This window comes from uncultured Streptococcus sp. (genome assembly GCF_963536705.1).
Classification (GTDB): Bacteria; Bacillota; Bacilli; order Lactobacillales; family Streptococcaceae; genus Streptococcus.
Genome location: NZ_CAUTAP010000002.1, coordinates 16,931 through 37,035, shown reverse-complemented (window position 1 = coordinate 37,035; position 20,105 = coordinate 16,931). Strand labels below are relative to the sequence as shown.

Genomic DNA, 20,105 nt, shown 5'->3' with positions numbered 1-20,105 from the left:
CTATTTTTCAAGCTATTCTGCCGAAATTCCTAGAATTTCTCGAATTTCCTCCACAGAGAGACTGGATTTGGCTTCTGCTCCGTCAAGAATAGTCGAAACCAGATTGCGCTTGCTCTCCTGCAGCTCCTGTATTTTCTCCTCAATCGTACCCCGTGTAATCATCCGATAGACTTCGACATTGCGCTCCTGACCGATACGGTGGGCACGGCCAATGGCCTGGGCCTCAACCGCTGGATTCCACCAGAGATCGACCAAGATGACTGTGTCTGCACCAGTCAGATTGAGACCGACACCTCCAGCCTTTAGAGAAATCAGAAAGGCTGATCGCTGGCCGTCATTGAAGGCAGTTGTCATGTCCTGACGCTCCTTGGCTGGAGTAGAGCCTGTAATCTTAAAGGACTCCATGCCCATCTTGTCCAGCTCACTCTCGATAATATCCAGCATACCACGAAATTGTGAAAATATGAGGACACGACGATTACCATCTTGTATCTGTTCAAGTAATTCCCGCAAACTTTCCAGCTTACCGCTCTCGCCCTCGTAATCTTCCATAAACAGCTTCGGAGTATCACAGATCTGACGGAGACGCATAAGACCTGACAGAATCTCTATCTTGCTGCGGTTGATTTCATCTTCTGTCGCATAGATAATTCTGTCCTGCATTTGTTTGAGCAGAGCCAGATAAATAGTCTTCTGGCTATCTGCCAATTCATTGCGATAGGCAACTTCAATCAAATCAGGCAGTTCCTGCAGCACATCTTCTTTCTTGCGCCGCATGACAAATGGTTTGATATAGCGAGCGACTTTCTCAGCCGGCAGTTTTAAAAATTCCTTTTTGCTTGGCAAAAGTCCTGGCATGACAATCTGGAAAATAGACCAAAGTTCTCCCAGATTATTCTCAATCGGCGTCCCAGAAAGGGCATAGGTATGCTCCACTTCAAAATCCCGCAAATACTGGGCAATCTTGGTCTGGTCATTCTTCATGACCTGAGCCTCATCCAAAATCAGATACTGGAAGTGGTTATCCTTGTATTCTTCCACATCCTGCCTGAAAGAAGCATAGCTGGTAATGGTAATCTGATGTTTCTCCGCGATCAGATCATCACGAACATTTTTCAGACCATACACCACCGCCACATCCAAATGCGGAGCAAATTTAGCAAACTCATCGCTCCAGTTGTAAATCAGGCTGGATGGCGCCAAGATTAAGACTTTCTTAGAGTCATCTATACGCGAACTCAGAAAAGAAATCGTCTGCAGGGTTTTCCCTAGTCCCATATCGTCAGCCAAAATGCCACCGAAGCCATACTTATCCAGCATGGATAGCCACTTGACACCCGTCTCTTGGTAATCCCGAAGGTCAGCCTTGACTTGTAGCTGGAGAAGAGGAAATTCCTCAGGGTGAGTCAAATCAAAGGCTAGCTGTTGCACATCTTTTGAAAACTGTACCCTATCCTTGCCCTTAAAAAACTCTGCCAGTTGATAAGCTGCCAGACTGCTGGTCTGAATGAAGCCATTTTTAGTCCGCTTACTCCGCAGCTGCTGCAAAGTCCGACTCATCTCCTTGGTCTCTTCATCGAAAATCAAGACTTGCCCGAACTTACTGATAAAGAAGTCCTGCTCCTTAAAGAGCGAATCAAGAACTGCGTCAATCTCTGACTGCGCAATGCCAGCAAAATCGAAACTAATATCTAAAAGACCACCATTAAGTTGAACTGAAACATCTGGCTTTGTAGAAGCTCCTATCTCCTGCAATTGATCAGATAACCAAACCTTACCCAATTTTCTAAATGACGGAATAACTTCAGAAAAGAAATGATAAATCTCCTCCGATTTCAGAGGTAACCGTCGACTGACAAAATTGTCAGAAAAACCATTAGATAGCATCGTTTTAAAAATGTTTTGCTCATGAGTAAAATCACTAGCATAAGGTAATTTTTCTAGTTCTTCTCTACACCTTATCTTTCTATCCTCAAATTCAAAAAGGAGTGTTAAAACGATTTCCCGATTTTCCGCTATGTCAAAACTAAAGTGAGGCGTAAATTCGTGTATCATTAGTGATTTCGGTGCTACAACTCGGCCTACTTCACTAAACATTGACAAACTACCTGCCAGTTTAGCTTTCTCAGCACCATCAAACTGTAAATGCTTTTCCCCGTCTTGAGCTATAGGTAAATCTCTTAATGCTTTTATTAAAATGATTTGTTTATGATTTAATTGGTAAAGGGTATTGCCAGATAAAATATACTGACCATCATATAACATTTTATAGTTCTTTTCTGAAACCGTTAATTCAAAGTAATCGGCATTTTCTTCAACCTTAAACTGATAAATCCCAGCATCCTCATGAAAATCCTGAAACATAACTTCTCTATAACTATAGAAGCCACATTCCAACTGGAATGAAGTGAGATTCATTAATAGATTGACGCCTTCTTCAAATAGACTTGCAGGAAAAAATAAATTACGTCCTGTATTTGGAAAAATTAAATTGGATTCTTTTCCTTGGCAATCCTTTACTAACCCCTGTAAAAAAATGAGGAGTTCCTGACTAGCCTCATCAAATTCTTCAAAGCTAATTGATTCATAATAGCTTTTTCCAATTTGATAATATCCTTTTTTTACCATGGTCCTCAAAAAAGATAAAATATCTCGAATGACATAAGAACGTTCATCTGGCAAACGCGAAATTCTCAGAGTCCAAAGAATATGTCCAAGGTAATCATCTTCTTGACCAAAAGCAGATAATTCATATCGAATATCCTCTTTAGATTTTTCAGAAAAGATTTTATCTAGAAATAAACTTCCGAAAGATACTAATTTTTGTGTTTCCTGCTGTGAAGTTTCTTTTTTCTCCATATTTTCCAAAAAAGTCTTACCATCTATATCATTTTTTAGAAAATATTCTAAACCAGCTAAATGAGCACAGTATTTTTTCTTTTTAAAAAAATCGCAGGAACAAAAAATAGCATCATCATTTAAACTATACCGTAAATTTTGTTCATCAATCCGAGTGTATAAAAAAGAATCCTTGGCTTCTATAATTTCAATTTTTCCAGCTTCGGCTAAGTTTATTCCTTCTGTCCGAATCTTACCAGGAATTAATTTTGCCATAATTACCACCTTACATTTATCTCACCATTATACCATACTTTCGACATAAAAAAAGAAAAGCAAGCTCTTATGCTTACTTTCATTTTTACATATAAACGTATGTTTGTCAAATTGCTGTTTTCAAACTCTACTTCCGCTTCCTTGCAATCAAGTGAATTGGGGTCCCTTCAAAGACAAAAGCCTTGCGGATTTGATTTTCCAAGAAACGCAGGTAAGAAAAATGCATGAGTTCTTCTTCGTTGACAAAGATGACAAAAGTTGGCGGTTTGGTTGCTACCTGAGTCGCATAGAAAATCTTGAGACGCTTGCCCTTGTTTAAGCCACTGTGCTTTGAGATGAATTTTTCACTAAGAACATACCAATTGTAACATACAGTGATATTACAAGAATAAGCTTGAACAAATACCATAGCATAAGCAAAAAAACAATAGTCTTCTCATAAAAACTATAATAAGTTTCACTCAAATAGTGACCTTGCACTTGTACTTCAACTCCACTGAAAAAAAGTTGCCAAAGCAGAAGAAAGAAAGCCAGTAAATAAATAGTTGCAAGTATCCAAAACACTATATTATTCCCTAGATATCTCCTTAATGCCCAAACTACAAGCAGAAATACAGACAAGAAAGTTATTATAAATAATTCAAAATATGACACTTTCTATCTCCTCATAGTAAAAGTAGAAATCCCCAAACTTCCAGCTTCTACTTCCGCTTCCTTGCAATCAAGTGAATCGGGGTTCCTTCAAAAATAAAGGCCTTGCGGATTTGATTTTCCAAGAAACGCAGGTAAGAGAAATGCATGAGTTCTTCTTCGTTGACAAAGATGACAAAAGTTGGCGGTTTGGTCGCTACCTGAGTCGCATAAAAAATCTTGAGACGCTTGCCCTTGTCAGTCGGTGTCGGATTAATCGCGATAGCATCCATGATAACATCATTGAGGACCGCAGAGGGAATACGGGTATTCTGACTCTGACTGATTTGCTTAATCATGTCCGGCAGCTTATGGAGACGCTGCTTGGTCAGGGCAGAAACAAAGATAATTGGCGCATAAGACAAATACTGGAACTGGTCTCGGATATCTTCTTCCCAGTCTTTCATGGTATGGTTGTCTTTTTCCAGTGTGTCCCACTTATTAACAACGATAACAATACCTTTTCCTGCTTCATGGGCAAAGCCGGCGATTCGCTTGTCGTACTCACGAATTCCTTCTTCAGCATTAAGCACCATCAGAACGACATCTGAGCGGTCAATCGCCCGCATGGCCCGCATGACAGAGTATTTCTCCGTATTTTCATAGACCTTGCCAGACTTGCGCATACCAGCCGTGTCGATCATGGTAAATTCCTGACCTTCACTGTCCGTAAAGACCGTATCAATGGCGTCACGCGTTGTACCAGCCACAGGACTGGCAATAACCCGCTCCTCACCCAAGATGGCATTGATCAAGCTAGACTTGCCAACATTAGGGCGGCCAATCAAGCTAAACTTAATCATATCAGGATTTTCGGCCACTTCTTCATTTGGCAGGTTTTCAACAATAGCGTCAAGAACATCTCCTGTACCAATCCCATGGACTGAGGAAACCGGGAATGGATCACCCAAGCCCAGCGCATAGAAATCAAAAATCTCATTGCGCATTTCAGGGTTGTCCACCTTATTGACCGCTAAAATAATCGGCTTATGAGTCTTATAGAGCATGCGAGCCACATACTCGTCCGCATCTGTAATACCTTCCTTGCCAGACACGACAAAAACTATAACATCTGCTTCGTCCATGGCGATCTCAGCCTGGTGTTTGATTTGCTCCATAAAAGGCGCGTCAACATCGTCAATTCCGCCCGTATCAATAATACTAAACTTACGATTGAGCCAGCTTGCCGTCGCATAAATTCGGTCGCGGGTCACCCCTTCAACATCTTCCACAATGGAAATCCGCTCACCGGCAATCCGATTAAAGAGCGTTGACTTGCCGACATTGGGCCGGCCGACAATGGCAATAGTTGGTAAGGCCATGTTTTTCCTCTTTCATTCTTTAGCACAGAGCCAAACTCCGTCCTATTTTTCTAATTTCTTTTCTTTGAATAGTTGGTCAATAGCCTGATTTGGCTCCTGACCAAATTGGGCAGCTAGGCGCTGACTCCAGGTTTCTTTAGCTCGCTCGCCGGCATATTCAGTCTGAACGCGGTCATAGGCTTGGATAGTTGAACGATCCTGTTCACGATATTCTTCCTCAAAGACCACTGCTTCATAAGGCAGACGTGGCTTGACTGCATGGTTCTGGTTGGGAGTTCCCAGAGCAATCCCAAAGACTGGATAAGTGTAGTCTGGTAGCTTGAAAAGCTCTGCTATTTGACTGACAGCATATCGAACCAGTCCAATGATTACTCCGCTATAACCCAAACTTTCAGCTGCTAAAAGGGTATTTTGTCCCGCTAAAGCAGCATCTACTGAGCTAATCAGGAGATTCTCCGGCCCCTTAGGATAAAAGTCTTCCGTATGCATGTGAACGCCTTTTTGGGCACGATTGAGGTCTCCAACAAAAAGCAGGAAGGCTGAAGACTGCCGAATGGCTTCTTGGGGCACCAGGTCAAAGAGGGCTTCTTTTTTCTCTTTGCTTCGCACCACAATGATAGAGTAAGACTGGAAATTCTTCCAGCTGGACGCTGCTCGCCCAGCATCAATGATGGCACGTAATTCCTTATCCGAAATCTGCTCCTCCGTAAAGCGGCGAACAGACGTATGAGCATTCATCAAGTTAATTGTTTCATTCATCGGCGGTTCTCTCCTTCTAGGCGTACCTCCTGAGCCAGAAATTTAATCCGCTCCATAACTCGCTTGGCTTGCCAAGTCTCATCGCCATTCTTAGAGCTGGCAAAGTGACGCTCTAAATCCGCAAAACTAAAGTTAGAAGTAAAGAAAGTTGGCAGATTTTCCTGCATGCGGTGCTGGAGAATGACCTGCAAAATCTCATCTCGCATCCAGGGGCTAGACTGCTCTGCACCGATATCGTCCAAAATCAGCACTTGAGCTGTCTTGACCTGGTCAATCTTTTCCTTGACCAAGCCGGAACTGATCGCATTCTTCACATCCAAAACAAAGCTCGGATAGTGGAGCAGAGTCGTTGAAACACCGCGTTTTTCTGACAAATCATGCGCCAGAGCAGCCATCATGTAGCTCTTCCCGACCCCAAAATCCCCGTAGAGATAAACAGACTTCTGATAATTCGGAAACTCAGCAACGAAGTTGGTCAAAAATTCAAAAGCCTTGTAGCGGCCAACATCGTCCAGATCCACCTGAGCCAGACTAGCCTCCTTGAGACTGGCTGGTAGGCTGATGAGATTGAGACGGCTTCTAATAGCCTCCTGTCTCTCCTGCTCAATCAACTCAGGCGTCTCTTCATAGGCAACATCCGCATAGCCTTCATTTTTCACCAAGATTGGCTTATAGCCCTTAGCAATATAGGTCTCGTCCCCCAGCAAAAAACGGTTGCGCTCCGTAATATACTGGTTAAACTTGGAGACACTGCGCTGAATTTCAGCTTGGGTCAGCTTTTCCTGCTGGATAAAGGCCGCGACATCTGGGTCCGCCATAATCTGCTTGACCAGCTCCTGATAGTCAAACTGCCGCACCCTATTCATATGAGGCATATTCTGTCCTATTTTCTCCATTTATTCGCCTCCTCCTTCAAGTTTGGCTAAGAGCCGACGTTTCTGCTCTTCTAGCTCGGCCTGCTTCTCTGCACTCGTTTCGTTTTTATAATCCGGCTGACTCCAGTCAGGTACATTGCTCTTGGTAGAGCCTTGTCCAGATTTAGCTGGACGGTTCTGGGGCTGCTGGTTGCGCTCACGGATTTTCAAGACTGCTTCCTCAGCTGTCGTCACCTTTTGATAAGAAAAATCATTAGCTACCTTGAGGGCATACTTTTCATTGAGGTTGGCTGAATCCACCTTATTAAAGGTCAAGAGCAAGATTACGTTGATAACCTCGTCCAAAAGGCCTAATTCAGCTAAATCTAGCAAAAGCTTTCTCTCCGTCCGCGTAATAGCAGCCTGACGGATTTTTTTGATTTCTGCCAGGAAGACCATTGGTGATGTTCGTTTCGCTTCTTGGATAATAGACTGCTCCTGCTTAGAAAACTGACCTTCTGCTGGCTTCTGAGCTAGCTTTTGCTTCATCCGCTTGGTAGAAATGACCTGAGAAACAGCAGTTTCTCTAGCCAAAACGTAGGTCTCATACCAAGTCCACTTTTTCTGCTCAGCAATTGCAAACAATTCTAGCACATCTTCCTTTTCATTGGCAAAACGAAGATTGTCCTGAGCCATCCGTTGCTTGAAATACTCCAAGTCAAAATCATTGGCTTTTCGCACTGCCCTTGCTTGCTCATCTTCCATACCAAACACCTGCATAAAAGGCTTGATCAATTTATCTCCGCTAGGATTTTCTGGTCGCAGGGCATCAGCAGCAGCTTCGCCGATTTTCTTTTCCAAGAGCCGACTGTACACATTATGGCTGAAAAATTCCTCCGCAGTTAAGGTTGGGTGGAGTTGAACCAGATAATAGTCATCTGTTTGATAAAGATCCACTAGCTTAATCGCCGCCAAACGCTCAAAACTTTCTTCTAAAATATTAAGTCCAAAATCTAAATGATTGAGAATCTGACTGAAGAGGTGCTGCTTTTGCCCATTATCTCCAAAAGACAGCAGATAAAGATAAAGTGCTACCGCTTCTCTCCCCAAAATCGGCAAATAGAGCTTGGTCAAGATAGCAATATCTGAACTGACTGCATTATTGCGCAAGAAAGAAAACTGATGGTTTGGTTTCATTTATTTGTCCTTTTTCTTCTTGGACCCCTTAGTAATCTGCTTGAGCAGGCTTTCTAGCTCTCCCACATCCTTGAAACTCCGGTAAACACTGGCGAAACGAACGTAGGTGATTTCATCCAGCTCTGCCAGTTCATCCATGACTAAGGATCCAATATATTCACTATTGATTTCATTATCGCTCTGACTGCGGACCTTTTGCTCGATTCGGTTGACAATCTCTTCTATTTCGTCACTAGATACTGGCCGCTTTTGAGCGGAGCGAATAATACCGTTAAAAATCTTATCCCGAGAAAATTGCTCGCGTGTCCCGTCCTTCTTGACAACAACTAGGGTTCTCTCTTCAACTCGCTCGTAGGTCGTGAAGCGGTGCTGACATTCTTCACACTCACGGCGACGGCGGATCGTATTTCCATCTTCTGCCTGTCTGCTATCAACTACACTTGATTTATTCCCACCACATTTCGGACAACGCATACCATTTCCTCCTAGAATCCTAATACTTCATTATAACACGTTTTCAAGAATAACAAAAGACAGCCGTTTGAGGTAATAACAGTTGAGAAAATCTTTTTTGTTAATTTTTTTGATAGAAATTAGACAATAAATACCAATCTGTTATTCTTTTTCTATATAAATTTTTATACAATATATTTGAAAACGTTATCATTTTGCTTAAAGGAGATTATTATGATATTAACAAATAAGAAAATAATCGCTTACTCTTGCATCTTGCTAGCTTGCACATCTCTTGCCGCTTGCTCTTCAGACACAGATAATACAGAGGCTCTTCCTAGTCTCTCGTCATCCTCTTTAAATATTAGCTCATCAAGTAGTAGTTCATCTACACAAAATGATTCAGAAAAAAAAGTTAAAGCAGAAAAAGCTAAGACTGAACAAGAAGAAAAAGAAGCTGCTGCAAAAGCTGAACAGGAAAGAATAGCGCAAGAGGAAGCTCAAAAGGCTGCGGAAGTTCAAAGACAACAAGAAGAAGCTGCCGCTGAGGCTCAAAAGCAACAAGAGGAAGCAGACGCTCAAGTAGCTCAAGAACAGCCTCAAGCTAATGTTTATTACAAAAATTGCTCCGAAGCAAGAGCAGCTGGTGCTGCACCCGTTTACCAAGGACAACCTGGATATGGTCGTCACCTTGATAGAGATGGTGATGGTATCGGATGTGAGAAATAATTAAAAGCAGTTCAAATTGAACTGCTTTTAATTATACTAACATGCCACTTGCACTTCTAAACCAAAGTGGTCACTTACAACAGGGGTTTCTTTCCCGTCAAAAACGACAGCGGAGCGCTCAATGCTCATCCCTTGACTAGTGAAAACATAGTCTATCTTCAGAGCATGCTTATTATCATCCCAGCCTGCGATGGTCCCTTCTACAGTTGCCTCTCCGCTAACTTCTTTTGCAGCAGTATGACTATCCTGCAGCTTCAGTGGACTGGCTAAGATAGTCTGGTAGCCTTGCTGGCCGACTGGATTGTTGAAATCGCCCATGAGGACCAGAGGAGTTTTAACCTTGAGAAGCTCTTCTTCAAGCTTAGCCCATTCTCCCTGGAAACCTTTGTCCCACCAAGACAGATGGCAGGAGGCAATTGTCAACAATTGACCATCTACCTCAGTCTCGGCTAGCAAGACCTTGCGGGTATGGTAATCCCTAGGATCATTAACCTCTGATACCAGAACTTCTCTAGGAGTCAGCGGCTTTCTGGACAGAATTGCCACTCCTTCGTTATAAATATCAAACCCAATATGATTATAGGCCCAGGACCAATGATAGTCCAGTCCTGCTTCAGCCAATTTTTCTACCAGACATAGAGCAAAATGGTCTTGATGGATCTCAATTGCGCCCTCAACCGCCTGATAGAAAGGAGCCTGAACAACCTGTTCAGACTCCGTTAATTGATTGACTTCCTGCAGGCAAATGACATCATATTTTTCTTGAAGAATGCGTTCTGCAAGCTCATTAAGCTTGGTTTCTTGCTCTTCTTCCATCCAACTATGAGTATTTAATGTCAGGAATTTTGCCATGATTTCTCTTTTCTATATTACAATTCAACCTTAGCAACAACTGTCTTAGCAGATGCTTGACCAAGTTTTTCTACTGTCACAGACTTGATGGCTGCTGCATTGGTGAAGACTACGATTGTTGAAGTTTCACGTCCTGCTTTCTTGATTGCTTCCAAGTCAGCCGTTACAAGAAGATCTCCAGCTGCAACTTTTTGACCTTCTGAAACATGAACTTCGAATGGTTTACCTTCAAGGCTAACAGTTTCCAAGCCAATGTGTACCAAGACTTCCAGGCCATTATCTGTCACAAGACCGATAGCATGCTTGCTAGGGAAGACGCTAGTTACTGTACCAGCAACTGGTGAATAAATCTTACCATTTTCAGGCTCAACTGCAAATCCATCACCCATCATCTTTTGTGAGAAGACTGGATCTTTAACATCTGCCAAGTCAATGACTTGACCGTCCGCAACAGTTTCAACTTCCTCAGTCACACCTTTGTAAGTAACTTCGGCAGCTGCTGATTCTGCTTTTTGGCTAGGAAGTGTTTCAGGAATCACTTCACCAGAATCCAACAAGTCTTGAATATCAGATTTGAGAACGTCAGCTTTTGGTCCGTAGATAGCTTGAACGCCTTGACCTTTCATAACCAAGCCCATAGCGCCTTCAGCTTTCCACTGTTCTTCTGTTCCAACTTTTTCAGCATCTTTGACAGTCACACGCAGACGAGTCATACATGCATCTACATCTACGATATTAGCGCGACCACCCAGAAGGTTGATAACATTTACTGCTTGAGATGCTTCAGCAACTTTACCACCAGTTGACTCTGATGAAGATGCTTCGTCTGAACCATCTGCTGTTTCATAGTTACCGTTACGTCCTGGAGTTGCATAGTTGAACTTCTTGATCATAAAGTTAGAAATAAGGTACATCACAACACCAAAGAGGATAGTTACCCAAATGAAGTTGATGATATCCATTCCCAAGCCAGCATTGATAGCCATAGGAGTACGGGTCAAGAATTCGATAGAACCAAATGAGTGCACACGAAGGTTTACGATGTCAGCCATTGCAAACGCAGCACCTTGTACAAATGCATAGATGATATACAGCGGTGTTGCAACGAACATGAACATGTACTCGATTGGTTCAGTAACCCCTGTTAAGAAGGTTGCCAAAGCAGTCGCAATCATCATACCTTTGTATTTGTGCTTCTTATCAGCATCTACATTGTGATAGATAGCTGCCGCTACCCCCATAAGGATACCGAATGAACCAATCATCTGACCAACCTTGAATCGAGCTGGATGAACTGTATCAAGCAAGTGTTGGTAAGTAGAAGGATCAGCTGATTTCGTACCAACCAAGTCAGTTACCCAAGCCAACCATAGTGGATCTTGACCAGCTACAGTTGTTCCCGCACCAGAACCAGTAATAACGTGATAAACACCACCTAATTCTGTGTAGTTCATCGGAATGGTCAACATGTGGTGCAAACCAAATGGAAGCAAGAGACGTTCCAAAGTACCATAGATGAATGGTGCTAAAACTGGTGCAGTATCTTGTGAGTTAGCAATCCAAATACCAAAGCTGTTGATACCTGATTGAACAACTGGCCATACGAATGACAAAACAATTGCTACGATTACTGAGCGCAAGATAACAACGAAAGGTACAAAACGCTTACCATTGAAGAATGACAAGGCATCTGGCAATTTACGGAAATTATAGTATTTGTTATAAGCTGTCGCTCCGACAAAACCAGCGATAATTCCGACAAAGACACCCATGTTCAGAGCTGGTGACTCTAGAACGCTGATGAAATAATCAGAAACCTTAATAGATGCGCCAAACATTGTTTTAACTACAGCTGCCTTATCTGAGAGCATATCGCTGGTAACGCCAAACATAACACCAGTAATACGGTTAATCAGGATAAAGGACAGACCTGCTGCGAAGGCACCGCCTGCGCGTTCTTTTGCCCAGCTTCCACCAATAGCCAAAGCAAAGAGGATATGCAGGTTACCGATAACCCCCCAACCAATCTGCTCTAAAACACCACCGGTAGTGACTAAAACACCTAGATTTGGATTAATCATCGGGATAGACTTACCGATACTAATCATCAGTCCTGCTGCCGGCATAACAGCAACGACCACCATCAAAGCTTTACCGAATTTTTGCCAAAATTCAAAGCTAAAAATGTTCTTGAATGAATCTTTCATCATTCAGACCTCCTTATATTTTTTGCAAACCACTCCTTTTTGTGAAATCGTTTGCATGTCGATACATCTATTATAGCACGATTTTTTATTTTGTAAAGGCTTTTATAAAAAATTTTTCTCTTTTTTTGCACCTAAAATACTGTGTTTTCTCTTCAAGAGTTATATTTTTGCTATATTTCAACGAAAACGATTGCATAAAATAGTTAGAAAAATCCCATTAGTTCTCCTATCTTTACTATAACAAGAGCAAAAAAACTCCGTCTCTCAAGGAGAACAGAGTTTTAATTTTTTATTCTTGCATGGCATAACCAACACCGCGAACGGTTTTGATATAGCTTGGCTGCCCTTCCACATCAATTTTACTGCGCAGATAACGAATATAAACATCTACAACGTTGGTCTCCGTTGCACTCTCGTACTTCCAGACACGCTCCAGCAGCTGCTCACGGCTCATGACCTTATTGCTGCCCATCAGGGTTACCAGCAGATCGTACTCCCGCCGCGTCAGCGCAATAACTTCCTCGCCACGGTAAACTGTGTGATTTTTAATATCCACTCGCAGATTCCTGTAAGAGGTCGGAATTTTTAAGAGGCTGCAGTGCTGGTCGATAAAGTCACGACCGCGGAAAATGATGGAGACACGCTCCACTAAATCACTGATAATGAAAGGCTTGACTACGTAGGAAACAGCAAAATGCTGGATTGCTTCCCGCTGATCTGCAATCTCTTCGCGACTAGCCAGAACGATAATGACGGACGCTGGCTTAATCAAGCTCAGCTGCTGAGCAAAATCGCTGGCAGTCATATCTTGAAGATCATAGTTGAGCAAGAGCAAGTCATAATCCACATCTTTAGCCAAAGCCAGTCCCTCTTGACCAGTCTCAGACAAATCTACAAGAAAGCTTTCCTTTTGCAGTTCCAAACTCACAAATCGGGCAAGATTTTTTTCATTTTCTACTAGTAAAATTCGCTTTGCCATAGGCCTATCCTATTTTTCGTCGTACCAAGAATAGTGGTAGGTACCTTCTTTGTCTTTACGGTTGTATGTATGAGCACCAAAGTAATCACGCTGCGCCTGAATCAGATTCGCCGGCAGATTTTCTGCACGGTAGCTATCAAAGTAAGCAATGGCACTGGAGAAGGTTGGTACTGGTACACCTGCTTGCACAGCCAAGCTGACAACATCACGAACTGCCTGCTGATACTTAGCCGTAATATCCATGAAGTATTCATCCAAGAGCAGGTTGGCTAGATCAGCATCACGGCCATAAGCATCTGTAATTTTCTGAAGGAAGCGGGCACGGATGATACAACCAGCACGCCAGATAGAAGCAATCTCACCAAACGGCAGATTCCAGTTATTTTCCTTAGAAGCCACACGCAATTGAGCAAAACCTTGAGCATATGACATGATTTTTGAGAAGTAAAGAGCCTGGCGGATCTTTTCAATCAACTCTGCCTTGTCTCCCTCAAAGGTGAAAGCAGCTGGTTTTGGCAATACCTTGCTGGCAGCCACACGCTCATCTTTGTAGGTAGAAATGTAACGCGCAAAGACTGACTCTGTAATCAACGGCAGTGGCACACCTAGATCCAGTGAAGATTGACTGGTCCACTTACCAGTTCCCTTATTGCCAGCCGCATCCAGAATGTAGTCAACGATTGGGCCAGCTTGACCTTCATCGTCCTTGCGTGTCAAGATATCCGCTGTAATCTCAATCAGATAGCTGTCTAGCTCGCCTTTATTCCACTCTGTGAAGATGTCAGCCATTTCACTAGCTGAAAGGCCCAGTAAGTGCTGCATAAGGTCATAACTTTCAGCGATAAGCTGCATATCTCCATATTCAATCCCGTTATGGACCATTTTTACATAGTGACCAGCGCCATCAGGACCGATATAAGTCACACACGGTGCACCGTCTTCAGGAGCTTTAGCAGAGATTTCTTCCAAGACATCCACTACCAACTCATAAGCTTCTTTTTGACCACCCGGCATGATAGATGGCCCTTCCAATGCGCCCTTTTCACCACCAGAAACACCTGTACCGATGAAATTGATACCAGAGTTAGCCAACTCTTCATTACGGCGAATAGTATCCTTGTAGAAAGTATTCCCGCCGTCAATCAGAATATCGCCCTTATCCAAGTGAGGAAGCAAGGCCTGAATAGTCGCATCTGTACCAGGACCAGCTTGAACCATCAGCATAATCCGACGTGGCTTTTCGATAGAGTTCACAAAAGACTCTACATCATAGCTTGGCACAAAGTTCTTCTCAGGATGAGAGGCAATGACGTCCTCTGTCTTGTTTGCTGAGCGATTATAAATGGCAACTGTGTAGCCACGAGATTCGATATTTAGGGCAAGGTTACGGCCCATAACAGCCATACCAACAACACCAAAATTTGCTTTAGTCATTATGTTCTCCTATAGTTTGTTTGTCTTATTTTATCATTTTTAGGGCTTAAAAGAAAGTATTAAGTCGGTGACGGATTGTGAGGGTGGATGAATAGAAAAACCAAGCTCAGATGAAACTGAACTTGGTTGAGGGAATTTACAGTAAAGTAGAGACTTTCATAATAATCCCCAAATACCTAGCTGGAAATGCCTTCTTACTGAACATCGTGAATATCACGGCCATCCAGATGAGTGTATAGGTGATTTAACTTATAAGACTGACGTGCATACTAATAAGCTAATTGATTTACATCATTGGGAACTTGTTAGTCTGTTCAAATCTTAACTCAATTCGCCCGAAAAGTCTGAAAGGAAGGCTGCAATGTTTTACTTCTCAGGACGGTTTGGACTTGCAGGATTTGGCATGTAATAAGCTGCTTTCTAAAAACTTAAAATTTGCTGTGAAACAATCATCTCAATTCATTTTGATATCACAATTTCAGTTGACTATTTCGAAAATAATTATCATCTATAAAGTCTAATATATCTGAAATACTACAAATTAATGATTCATTTTTTGGTTTCGATTGATTAGACTTACGTTTAATAATGTTAAGTGAAGAATAGATATAGTCTAACTTATATAATTCTTTTGATAGACCTAAAGTTTTTATATATTCCTCTGATAAATTTCTTTCTCCTTCTGTTATGGTATTATTTGGTACAATTGCACCTCTATTATTTCTATAAAATAATTTTTTATAGTCTTCCCCCAAAGGATCTAAATCAGAAGGGAGGGATTTTTTATTTTTTGTAGTATTACATATTGGGCAAGATAAAGCTAAATTACTATATTCATCTATCAAATCTTTATTGCCATTTTGACTTTTTATATGTTCAATATGAAAACTAGCTGCACCGTATCTTTTACAATTCCATCCACAATATATGCACATTCCGCCAAAATCCTCTACTAGATACTCTTTTAACAAATCTCTTTGACTTTTGATAGAATATTTTTCACTAACGTTTTTTCTTCTGCTCGGTGGAGACTCAAAACCTCTATAGTCTTGTTTGAATAGTTGCCTAATATAATTCACTACATCTCTCCTGCCTCATCAATAATTTGATAAGCTTTCGCAATTAAATCATCTAATTGGTCAGCAATATCATCATTTAAAAGTCTAGGTTGTTTAATAGAAAACTGATGTTCTATTTTAGTTTCGTTAATTGCTACTTCTGTAGAAAAAGAATTAGATTTCTTTAAACCTTGATTTACTCTCTCCAGCGTATTGATATTTTCTATTCCTAACTTAACTTGCTCATCAATATATTTTAACATACTATCAATTTCATCTTCCTTAGTAAATACCTGTCCATCCAGTGAGTATCCATCTTTAGAAAATTTCTTCTCTACTGAAGAATCAATTTGAACATCATCACTGTGAGAAGTATAAATACAAACTGGAAAGAAAGGATTTTGTTTCTTAATAGTTTGCCATAATTCAATTGCATCCCCATAAATTTCACTCATAGATAAATCATAATCTAAAATAATTCCATATTTTTCTTTTGAATATAATGTTTTTAAAAATTCTTCCTTTGATTCTTCATCTTTTATTCCTAGAAACTGGACATCATATCCTTTGTTTAAAAAAATTTCTTTCAGATCTTTTAATGTATAAATAGCATCTTCATCATCATCAATATAATAAATTACTTTTTTTTCAGACATTTTATTCAACTCCACCTTTTAAAGTGATTCTAATTTTAAATCCTGGCTCACCAGGATTCGATAACAATTCCTTATCACCTCTTAAATTAGATATAACTGAAGCTAAAATTGTCATCCCTAGACCAGTTCCACCTTTAGTATACGACTTGTAAGCTTCAAAAATTATATCTGAATTTTTAATGTTCTTATTTAGACCATTACCGTTATCTTCATAAGTTATCTTAATCAAGTCACAATCTACAACTTCTAGCTCAATGTTAATTATTCTGTGTTTAATTTTATTTGGATATTTAAAATTTTTATAAGAATTAGTTATTAAGTTTAGAAAAATGCTATCTAATTGAGTTTCGCTGGCATAAATATAAATATTTTTAATCTGCTCATGTAAAGATTCTCTAGATGATTTACCATTAACTAAATAATCATATGAATAAAAATTATCTTTAACCGAATTATCCCACCAAGAATAAATTTTAAATAAATAGGAGGATAAATTAATTTTCTCTTTTTTATCTCTTATTGGATTATTAACGCTACTCTCCAAAAATCCAAGTATATTAGTTGTTTTTCTTCCAACCGCCTTTGCAAAATCATATAAATTGTACGGTTGTTCAATTTCATGAAAATCCGAATTAAAATGCTCCGAATAATAATCCCCAGTATCTATTAGATTTTGGGGTATCTGCTGAAAGAATTTCTTATCATTCTTAATTTGATGCGCAAAAGTTGACATAACAATACCTTGAGTCGCCATAGTTCGTAATGTATCACTCTCGCTAACAAGTGAACTATTTTCTTCAGCCGTGGTATCCTGTAATGAATACATTTCAAATAACGATTGTGGATTAGAGACCAATGCTTCATATTCTGGATCTTGATATAATTCTTTTAAGTTGCCTTGGTGTTTATTAACAAGACTGTCTAATTTTTTCTTTGTTTTTTTCCCTTCTTCACTAAAATGTTGTACATTTGCTTGCTCTTTTAAAAAATCATTATACAAAATAATAATTTCTGAACGTATTGAAGAAAAATCTTTTACAATTCTAAAAATAATACTTTCAAGATATTCAAATTCTGCACTATTTTTTAAACCTTCGCGATTGGCTTGATCTTCGAAACCACCATTCTTTTCCTTAGTGATATTTACATAACCACTTAATTGATTGGCTTGCATAATATAACCACTACGAGCAACCCCAGCTGGGTTTTTTGCACGCTCATTTTCAATTCCTAGCCAATCAAATCCTATAGTATCAATCTCTCCGTATGGTCTAATCCTAAAACCATCTCGATACAATAGAATTCCAGGTTCAATATCAACAGTATTTGTTCCCATTGCTGGTTTCTTTAAAAAAGGATATTTATTAGAACCTGTTTTCTTTGTAAAATAGAGAACTCCATCAAAATCGCCTATAGGATTATTGGGCATATTATCAGTAACATACTCTGAAATTTTGAATTCTCTTTCAAAATGATATCTATTTCTCTTTCTACCATTATTATCTTGAATGTAGTCTTTTAATTTATCAAATTTCGCATTTACAAAATCTGGTGGTAACTGATTAATATCAATTTCATCAAAATATCCATCTAAAACTAACATATCACTATCATGTGAAAAGGCAAAAGAAACCTCCGCATCTGTTGAAACATCGGATAAAGATGGCTCTATTTCTTCCTTGTCTCCAAAGTAATCTAATATAATTCTAAAATCTCCTGTTTTTTCTAATTTAAGCGGATTTTTTAATTTATTTAAAGTAAGTTTTAGTAAAGAATAATTTGTTCCCACTTGACTTTTATCAGATAGAAGCCATTCATCATTTAATTTGCTAGCTACTAAAATTGTCCCTGTGCACTTTTTATTATCTAGTCCTCTATTGGTATACTCTGAAGCAAACTCATCCATGGATAACTGTTCAATATTTACCTTTACAGTATCTAAAGATTCACCCGTCATAAAACTATCCCAATTTATAATAAATCTGTAGGCATTCTCACCATCTGAAGTAATGACAAGGCTTTTACTGCCCAATCTTCCAAGTGATAATCTACCAATTCCCATAGAGCCATTCATTACACGCTCAGACTCTTGGTATTTTATTGAAGTAGTATAAGTCTTATCATCAGTTCCTAATGTAAAAAAGACATTAATGATTTTATCCAAACTCATCCCTTGACCGTAGTCAATTATTTCTATAGAAGTAGCTTTTTTATCTTTTTTTTTGTTAATAGTTATATCTTTTCCTATTATTCGAATATTTACTTGATTCGAAAATGCATCGTAACTATTTTTTACTAATTCTAATATCGCACTTCTATAATCTAGTACATTATCTCTCCCTAAAAGGTTTACCGTTCTTGTTGTTGATTTAAAACTTACTTCTTTCACTTTTTCCGCCATTGTTCATTCCTCATACTCTTATTGGATAATTTTTTACATCATTCACGGATATACGAATTGATTTTCCACTCGCATTAATTGCTCTAGTTTCTATATAATCATAGAAATCTTCTGATTCAAGAATTTTTTTTGCATAATCAAGACCTTTTTCTGCTAATGGAATAATATAAAATCCCGAATATGGTATTGTTTGAGAATCTAACTCGTATACATTTACTTTCTCAGTAATTACCGATGAAATCATTAATTTTTCCTGATTCATAAATTTCAAACCTTGTGAGCGACCATACTCAAACCATTCCCCATCAGATTTTCTGTTATCTAAAATATCTTTCCATTCTCGAAGATATCTAGTTGCTTTAGGAAAAACTCTTTCAAACTCTTCTCTGGAATATCTTATAAGTTCATTATTTACAAACTTATATGGAAAAATAATTTTATCTACAATATTTTTCGATAACTTTCTTGGACTAGCCGCAGGTTTTAAAATTTCATCCTCTAAGTCCAAATCTTCTTGCTCAGGGATTATAAATACCTTATTAGATAATGTAGCTACGCTATTTGAGACTTTAAACAACTCTCCAAAGGTTAACTGATTAGCTTTAAATTCGATATTTTCAGTAAAATACCATTTTGACCCTAAATCTTCTTTTCTTATAAAAAAAGACTTATTAAAATCACTATCAATATATTCTAAGTAATTACATACTCTAGAATTATCAATGACCATAATCGCTGATGATGTTAGAATTCTCCCAAAAATATGCGTATGTCTGTAATCAATTAATTGTAAAATATTTTTTTTAAATATTTCTCTTAGATTTTCAGCAAAAACATTTTTAAATATGCTATTAGGGATTAGATAACACATTTTTCCTGTCGTTTTTTTCAAATCTAGTAAACTCTTTTCGATGAAAGCATAACAATAATCAAATTTGCCTTTTTTACAAGAAGTAAAATTGTTTTTCAAAAAACTTCTGTCCATAGTATTGAGTTCTTGATACGTGATATATGGAGGATTACCAACAATAAAATCAAATCTCATTTTAAGATTGTATCTTAAATAATCATCAGAAATAATTTGCCAGTTTACCTTTTGAATTCCGTATCCTAAAGCAATATTGTCTAAGTTTCTTAAACAATTTTCCTTTAATTGAGGGTCAATTTCAAATGCAACGAAGTAGTTTTCTAAATCAGATTTTATGGATGAAATGGAATATCCGTGCTTTAGTGCCACTTCAATATATCTTTTAATTGCTACACACAAAATATTCCCCTCACCTACAGAATTCTCTAAAAAATATTTTTTTAGTATATTTTCCCCATCATATTTTACCTTATCAAGCATAAAATGAACATACTCTTCAGGGGTAAAAACTTGGAACTTTTCCATATTCGTT

General features: G+C 39.1%; 16 protein-coding genes. 1 reads left to right on the top strand and 15 read right to left on the bottom strand.

Annotated features, from left to right (window positions below; genetic code table 11):
* Positions 1–12: 12 nt before the first annotated feature.
* From RWX26_RS01440 to nrdR, 7 genes are all read right to left on the bottom strand, one after another.
* A complete protein-coding gene (locus RWX26_RS01440) occupies positions 13–3,114 on the bottom strand; it encodes a DEAD/DEAH box helicase (protein ID WP_314578469.1) in 3,102 nt (1,033 codons plus the stop codon).
* Positions 3,115–3,241: 127 nt separating this feature from the next.
* Complete coding sequence (locus RWX26_RS01435; protein ID WP_061602871.1) at positions 3,242–3,523, bottom strand: hypothetical protein; 282 nt, start codon at positions 3,521–3,523, stop codon at positions 3,242–3,244.
* Positions 3,524–3,815: 292 nt separating this feature from the next.
* Positions 3,816–5,126: a ribosome biogenesis GTPase Der gene (gene der, locus RWX26_RS01430; protein ID WP_125444581.1), complete on the bottom strand. Its 1,311-nt coding sequence runs from the start codon at positions 5,124–5,126 to the stop codon at positions 3,816–3,818.
* A 42-nt stretch (positions 5,127–5,168) separates the two neighbouring features.
* On the bottom strand, positions 5,169–5,885 hold the full coding sequence (locus RWX26_RS01425; RefSeq protein ID WP_314578466.1) for a nitroreductase family protein: 717 nt from the start codon (positions 5,883–5,885) through the stop codon (positions 5,169–5,171).
* Positions 5,882–6,781 carry a primosomal protein DnaI gene (gene dnaI / locus RWX26_RS01420; RefSeq protein WP_125434902.1) on the bottom strand — a complete coding sequence of 300 codons (900 nt, stop codon included), beginning with the start codon at positions 6,779–6,781 and terminating at the stop codon, positions 5,882–5,884. The genes RWX26_RS01425 and dnaI overlap by 4 nt, the downstream gene beginning before the upstream one ends.
* Positions 6,782–7,936 (bottom strand): DnaD domain protein, encoded by a 1,155-nt coding sequence (locus tag RWX26_RS01415; RefSeq protein WP_314578462.1) that lies wholly within the window; start codon positions 7,934–7,936, stop codon positions 6,782–6,784.
* Positions 7,937–8,410 carry a transcriptional regulator NrdR gene (nrdR, locus tag RWX26_RS01410; RefSeq protein WP_002894570.1) on the bottom strand — a complete coding sequence of 158 codons (474 nt, stop codon included), beginning with the start codon at positions 8,408–8,410 and terminating at the stop codon, positions 7,937–7,939.
* Positions 8,411–8,623: 213 nt separating this feature from the next.
* Here nrdR and RWX26_RS01405 point away from each other — a divergent pair, with 213 nt between their 5' ends.
* Positions 8,624–9,118 carry an excalibur calcium-binding domain-containing protein gene (locus tag RWX26_RS01405; protein ID WP_314578458.1) on the top strand — a complete coding sequence of 165 codons (495 nt, stop codon included), beginning with the start codon at positions 8,624–8,626 and terminating at the stop codon, positions 9,116–9,118.
* Between the two features lie 36 nt (positions 9,119–9,154).
* Here the strand turns inward: RWX26_RS01405 and RWX26_RS01400 are convergent, their stop codons facing one another.
* The 8 genes from RWX26_RS01400 to RWX26_RS01365 all read right to left on the bottom strand — a co-directional run bounded on the left by RWX26_RS01400 (position 9,155) and on the right by RWX26_RS01365 (position 20,098).
* Positions 9,155–9,970, bottom strand: coding sequence for an endonuclease/exonuclease/phosphatase family protein (locus RWX26_RS01400; protein ID WP_314578456.1), 816 nt, complete (start codon positions 9,968–9,970; stop codon positions 9,155–9,157).
* Positions 9,971–9,987: 17 nt separating this feature from the next.
* On the bottom strand, positions 9,988–12,180 hold the full coding sequence (locus RWX26_RS01395; protein WP_314578454.1) for a PTS transporter subunit IIBC: 2,193 nt from the start codon (positions 12,178–12,180) through the stop codon (positions 9,988–9,990).
* 286 nt (positions 12,181–12,466) lie between these two features.
* A complete protein-coding gene (locus RWX26_RS01390; protein ID WP_314578452.1) occupies positions 12,467–13,156 on the bottom strand; it encodes a response regulator transcription factor in 690 nt (229 codons plus the stop codon).
* 9 nt (positions 13,157–13,165) lie between these two features.
* Positions 13,166–14,590 carry an NADP-dependent phosphogluconate dehydrogenase gene (gndA, locus tag RWX26_RS01385; RefSeq protein ID WP_314578450.1) on the bottom strand — a complete coding sequence of 475 codons (1,425 nt, stop codon included), beginning with the start codon at positions 14,588–14,590 and terminating at the stop codon, positions 13,166–13,168.
* Positions 14,591–15,060: 470 nt separating this feature from the next.
* Entirely contained in the window at positions 15,061–15,669 is a 609-nt protein-coding gene (locus tag RWX26_RS01380; protein WP_314578448.1) for an HNH endonuclease, read from the bottom strand.
* The gene (locus RWX26_RS01375; RefSeq protein ID WP_314578446.1) at positions 15,669–16,304 is read right to left on the bottom strand and encodes a hypothetical protein; all 636 of its coding nucleotides are present in this window, start codon (positions 16,302–16,304) and stop codon (positions 15,669–15,671) included. The genes RWX26_RS01380 and RWX26_RS01375 overlap by 1 nt, the downstream gene beginning before the upstream one ends.
* A gap of 1 nt (position 16,305) precedes the next feature.
* Positions 16,306–18,705, bottom strand: a complete 2,400-nt coding sequence (locus RWX26_RS01370; protein ID WP_314578443.1) for an ATP-binding protein — start codon at positions 18,703–18,705, stop codon at positions 16,306–16,308.
* Positions 18,706–18,715: 10 nt separating this feature from the next.
* The gene (locus RWX26_RS01365) at positions 18,716–20,098 is read right to left on the bottom strand and encodes an Eco57I restriction-modification methylase domain-containing protein (RefSeq protein WP_314578440.1); all 1,383 of its coding nucleotides are present in this window, start codon (positions 20,096–20,098) and stop codon (positions 18,716–18,718) included.
* Positions 20,099–20,105: the final 7 nt, after the last annotated feature.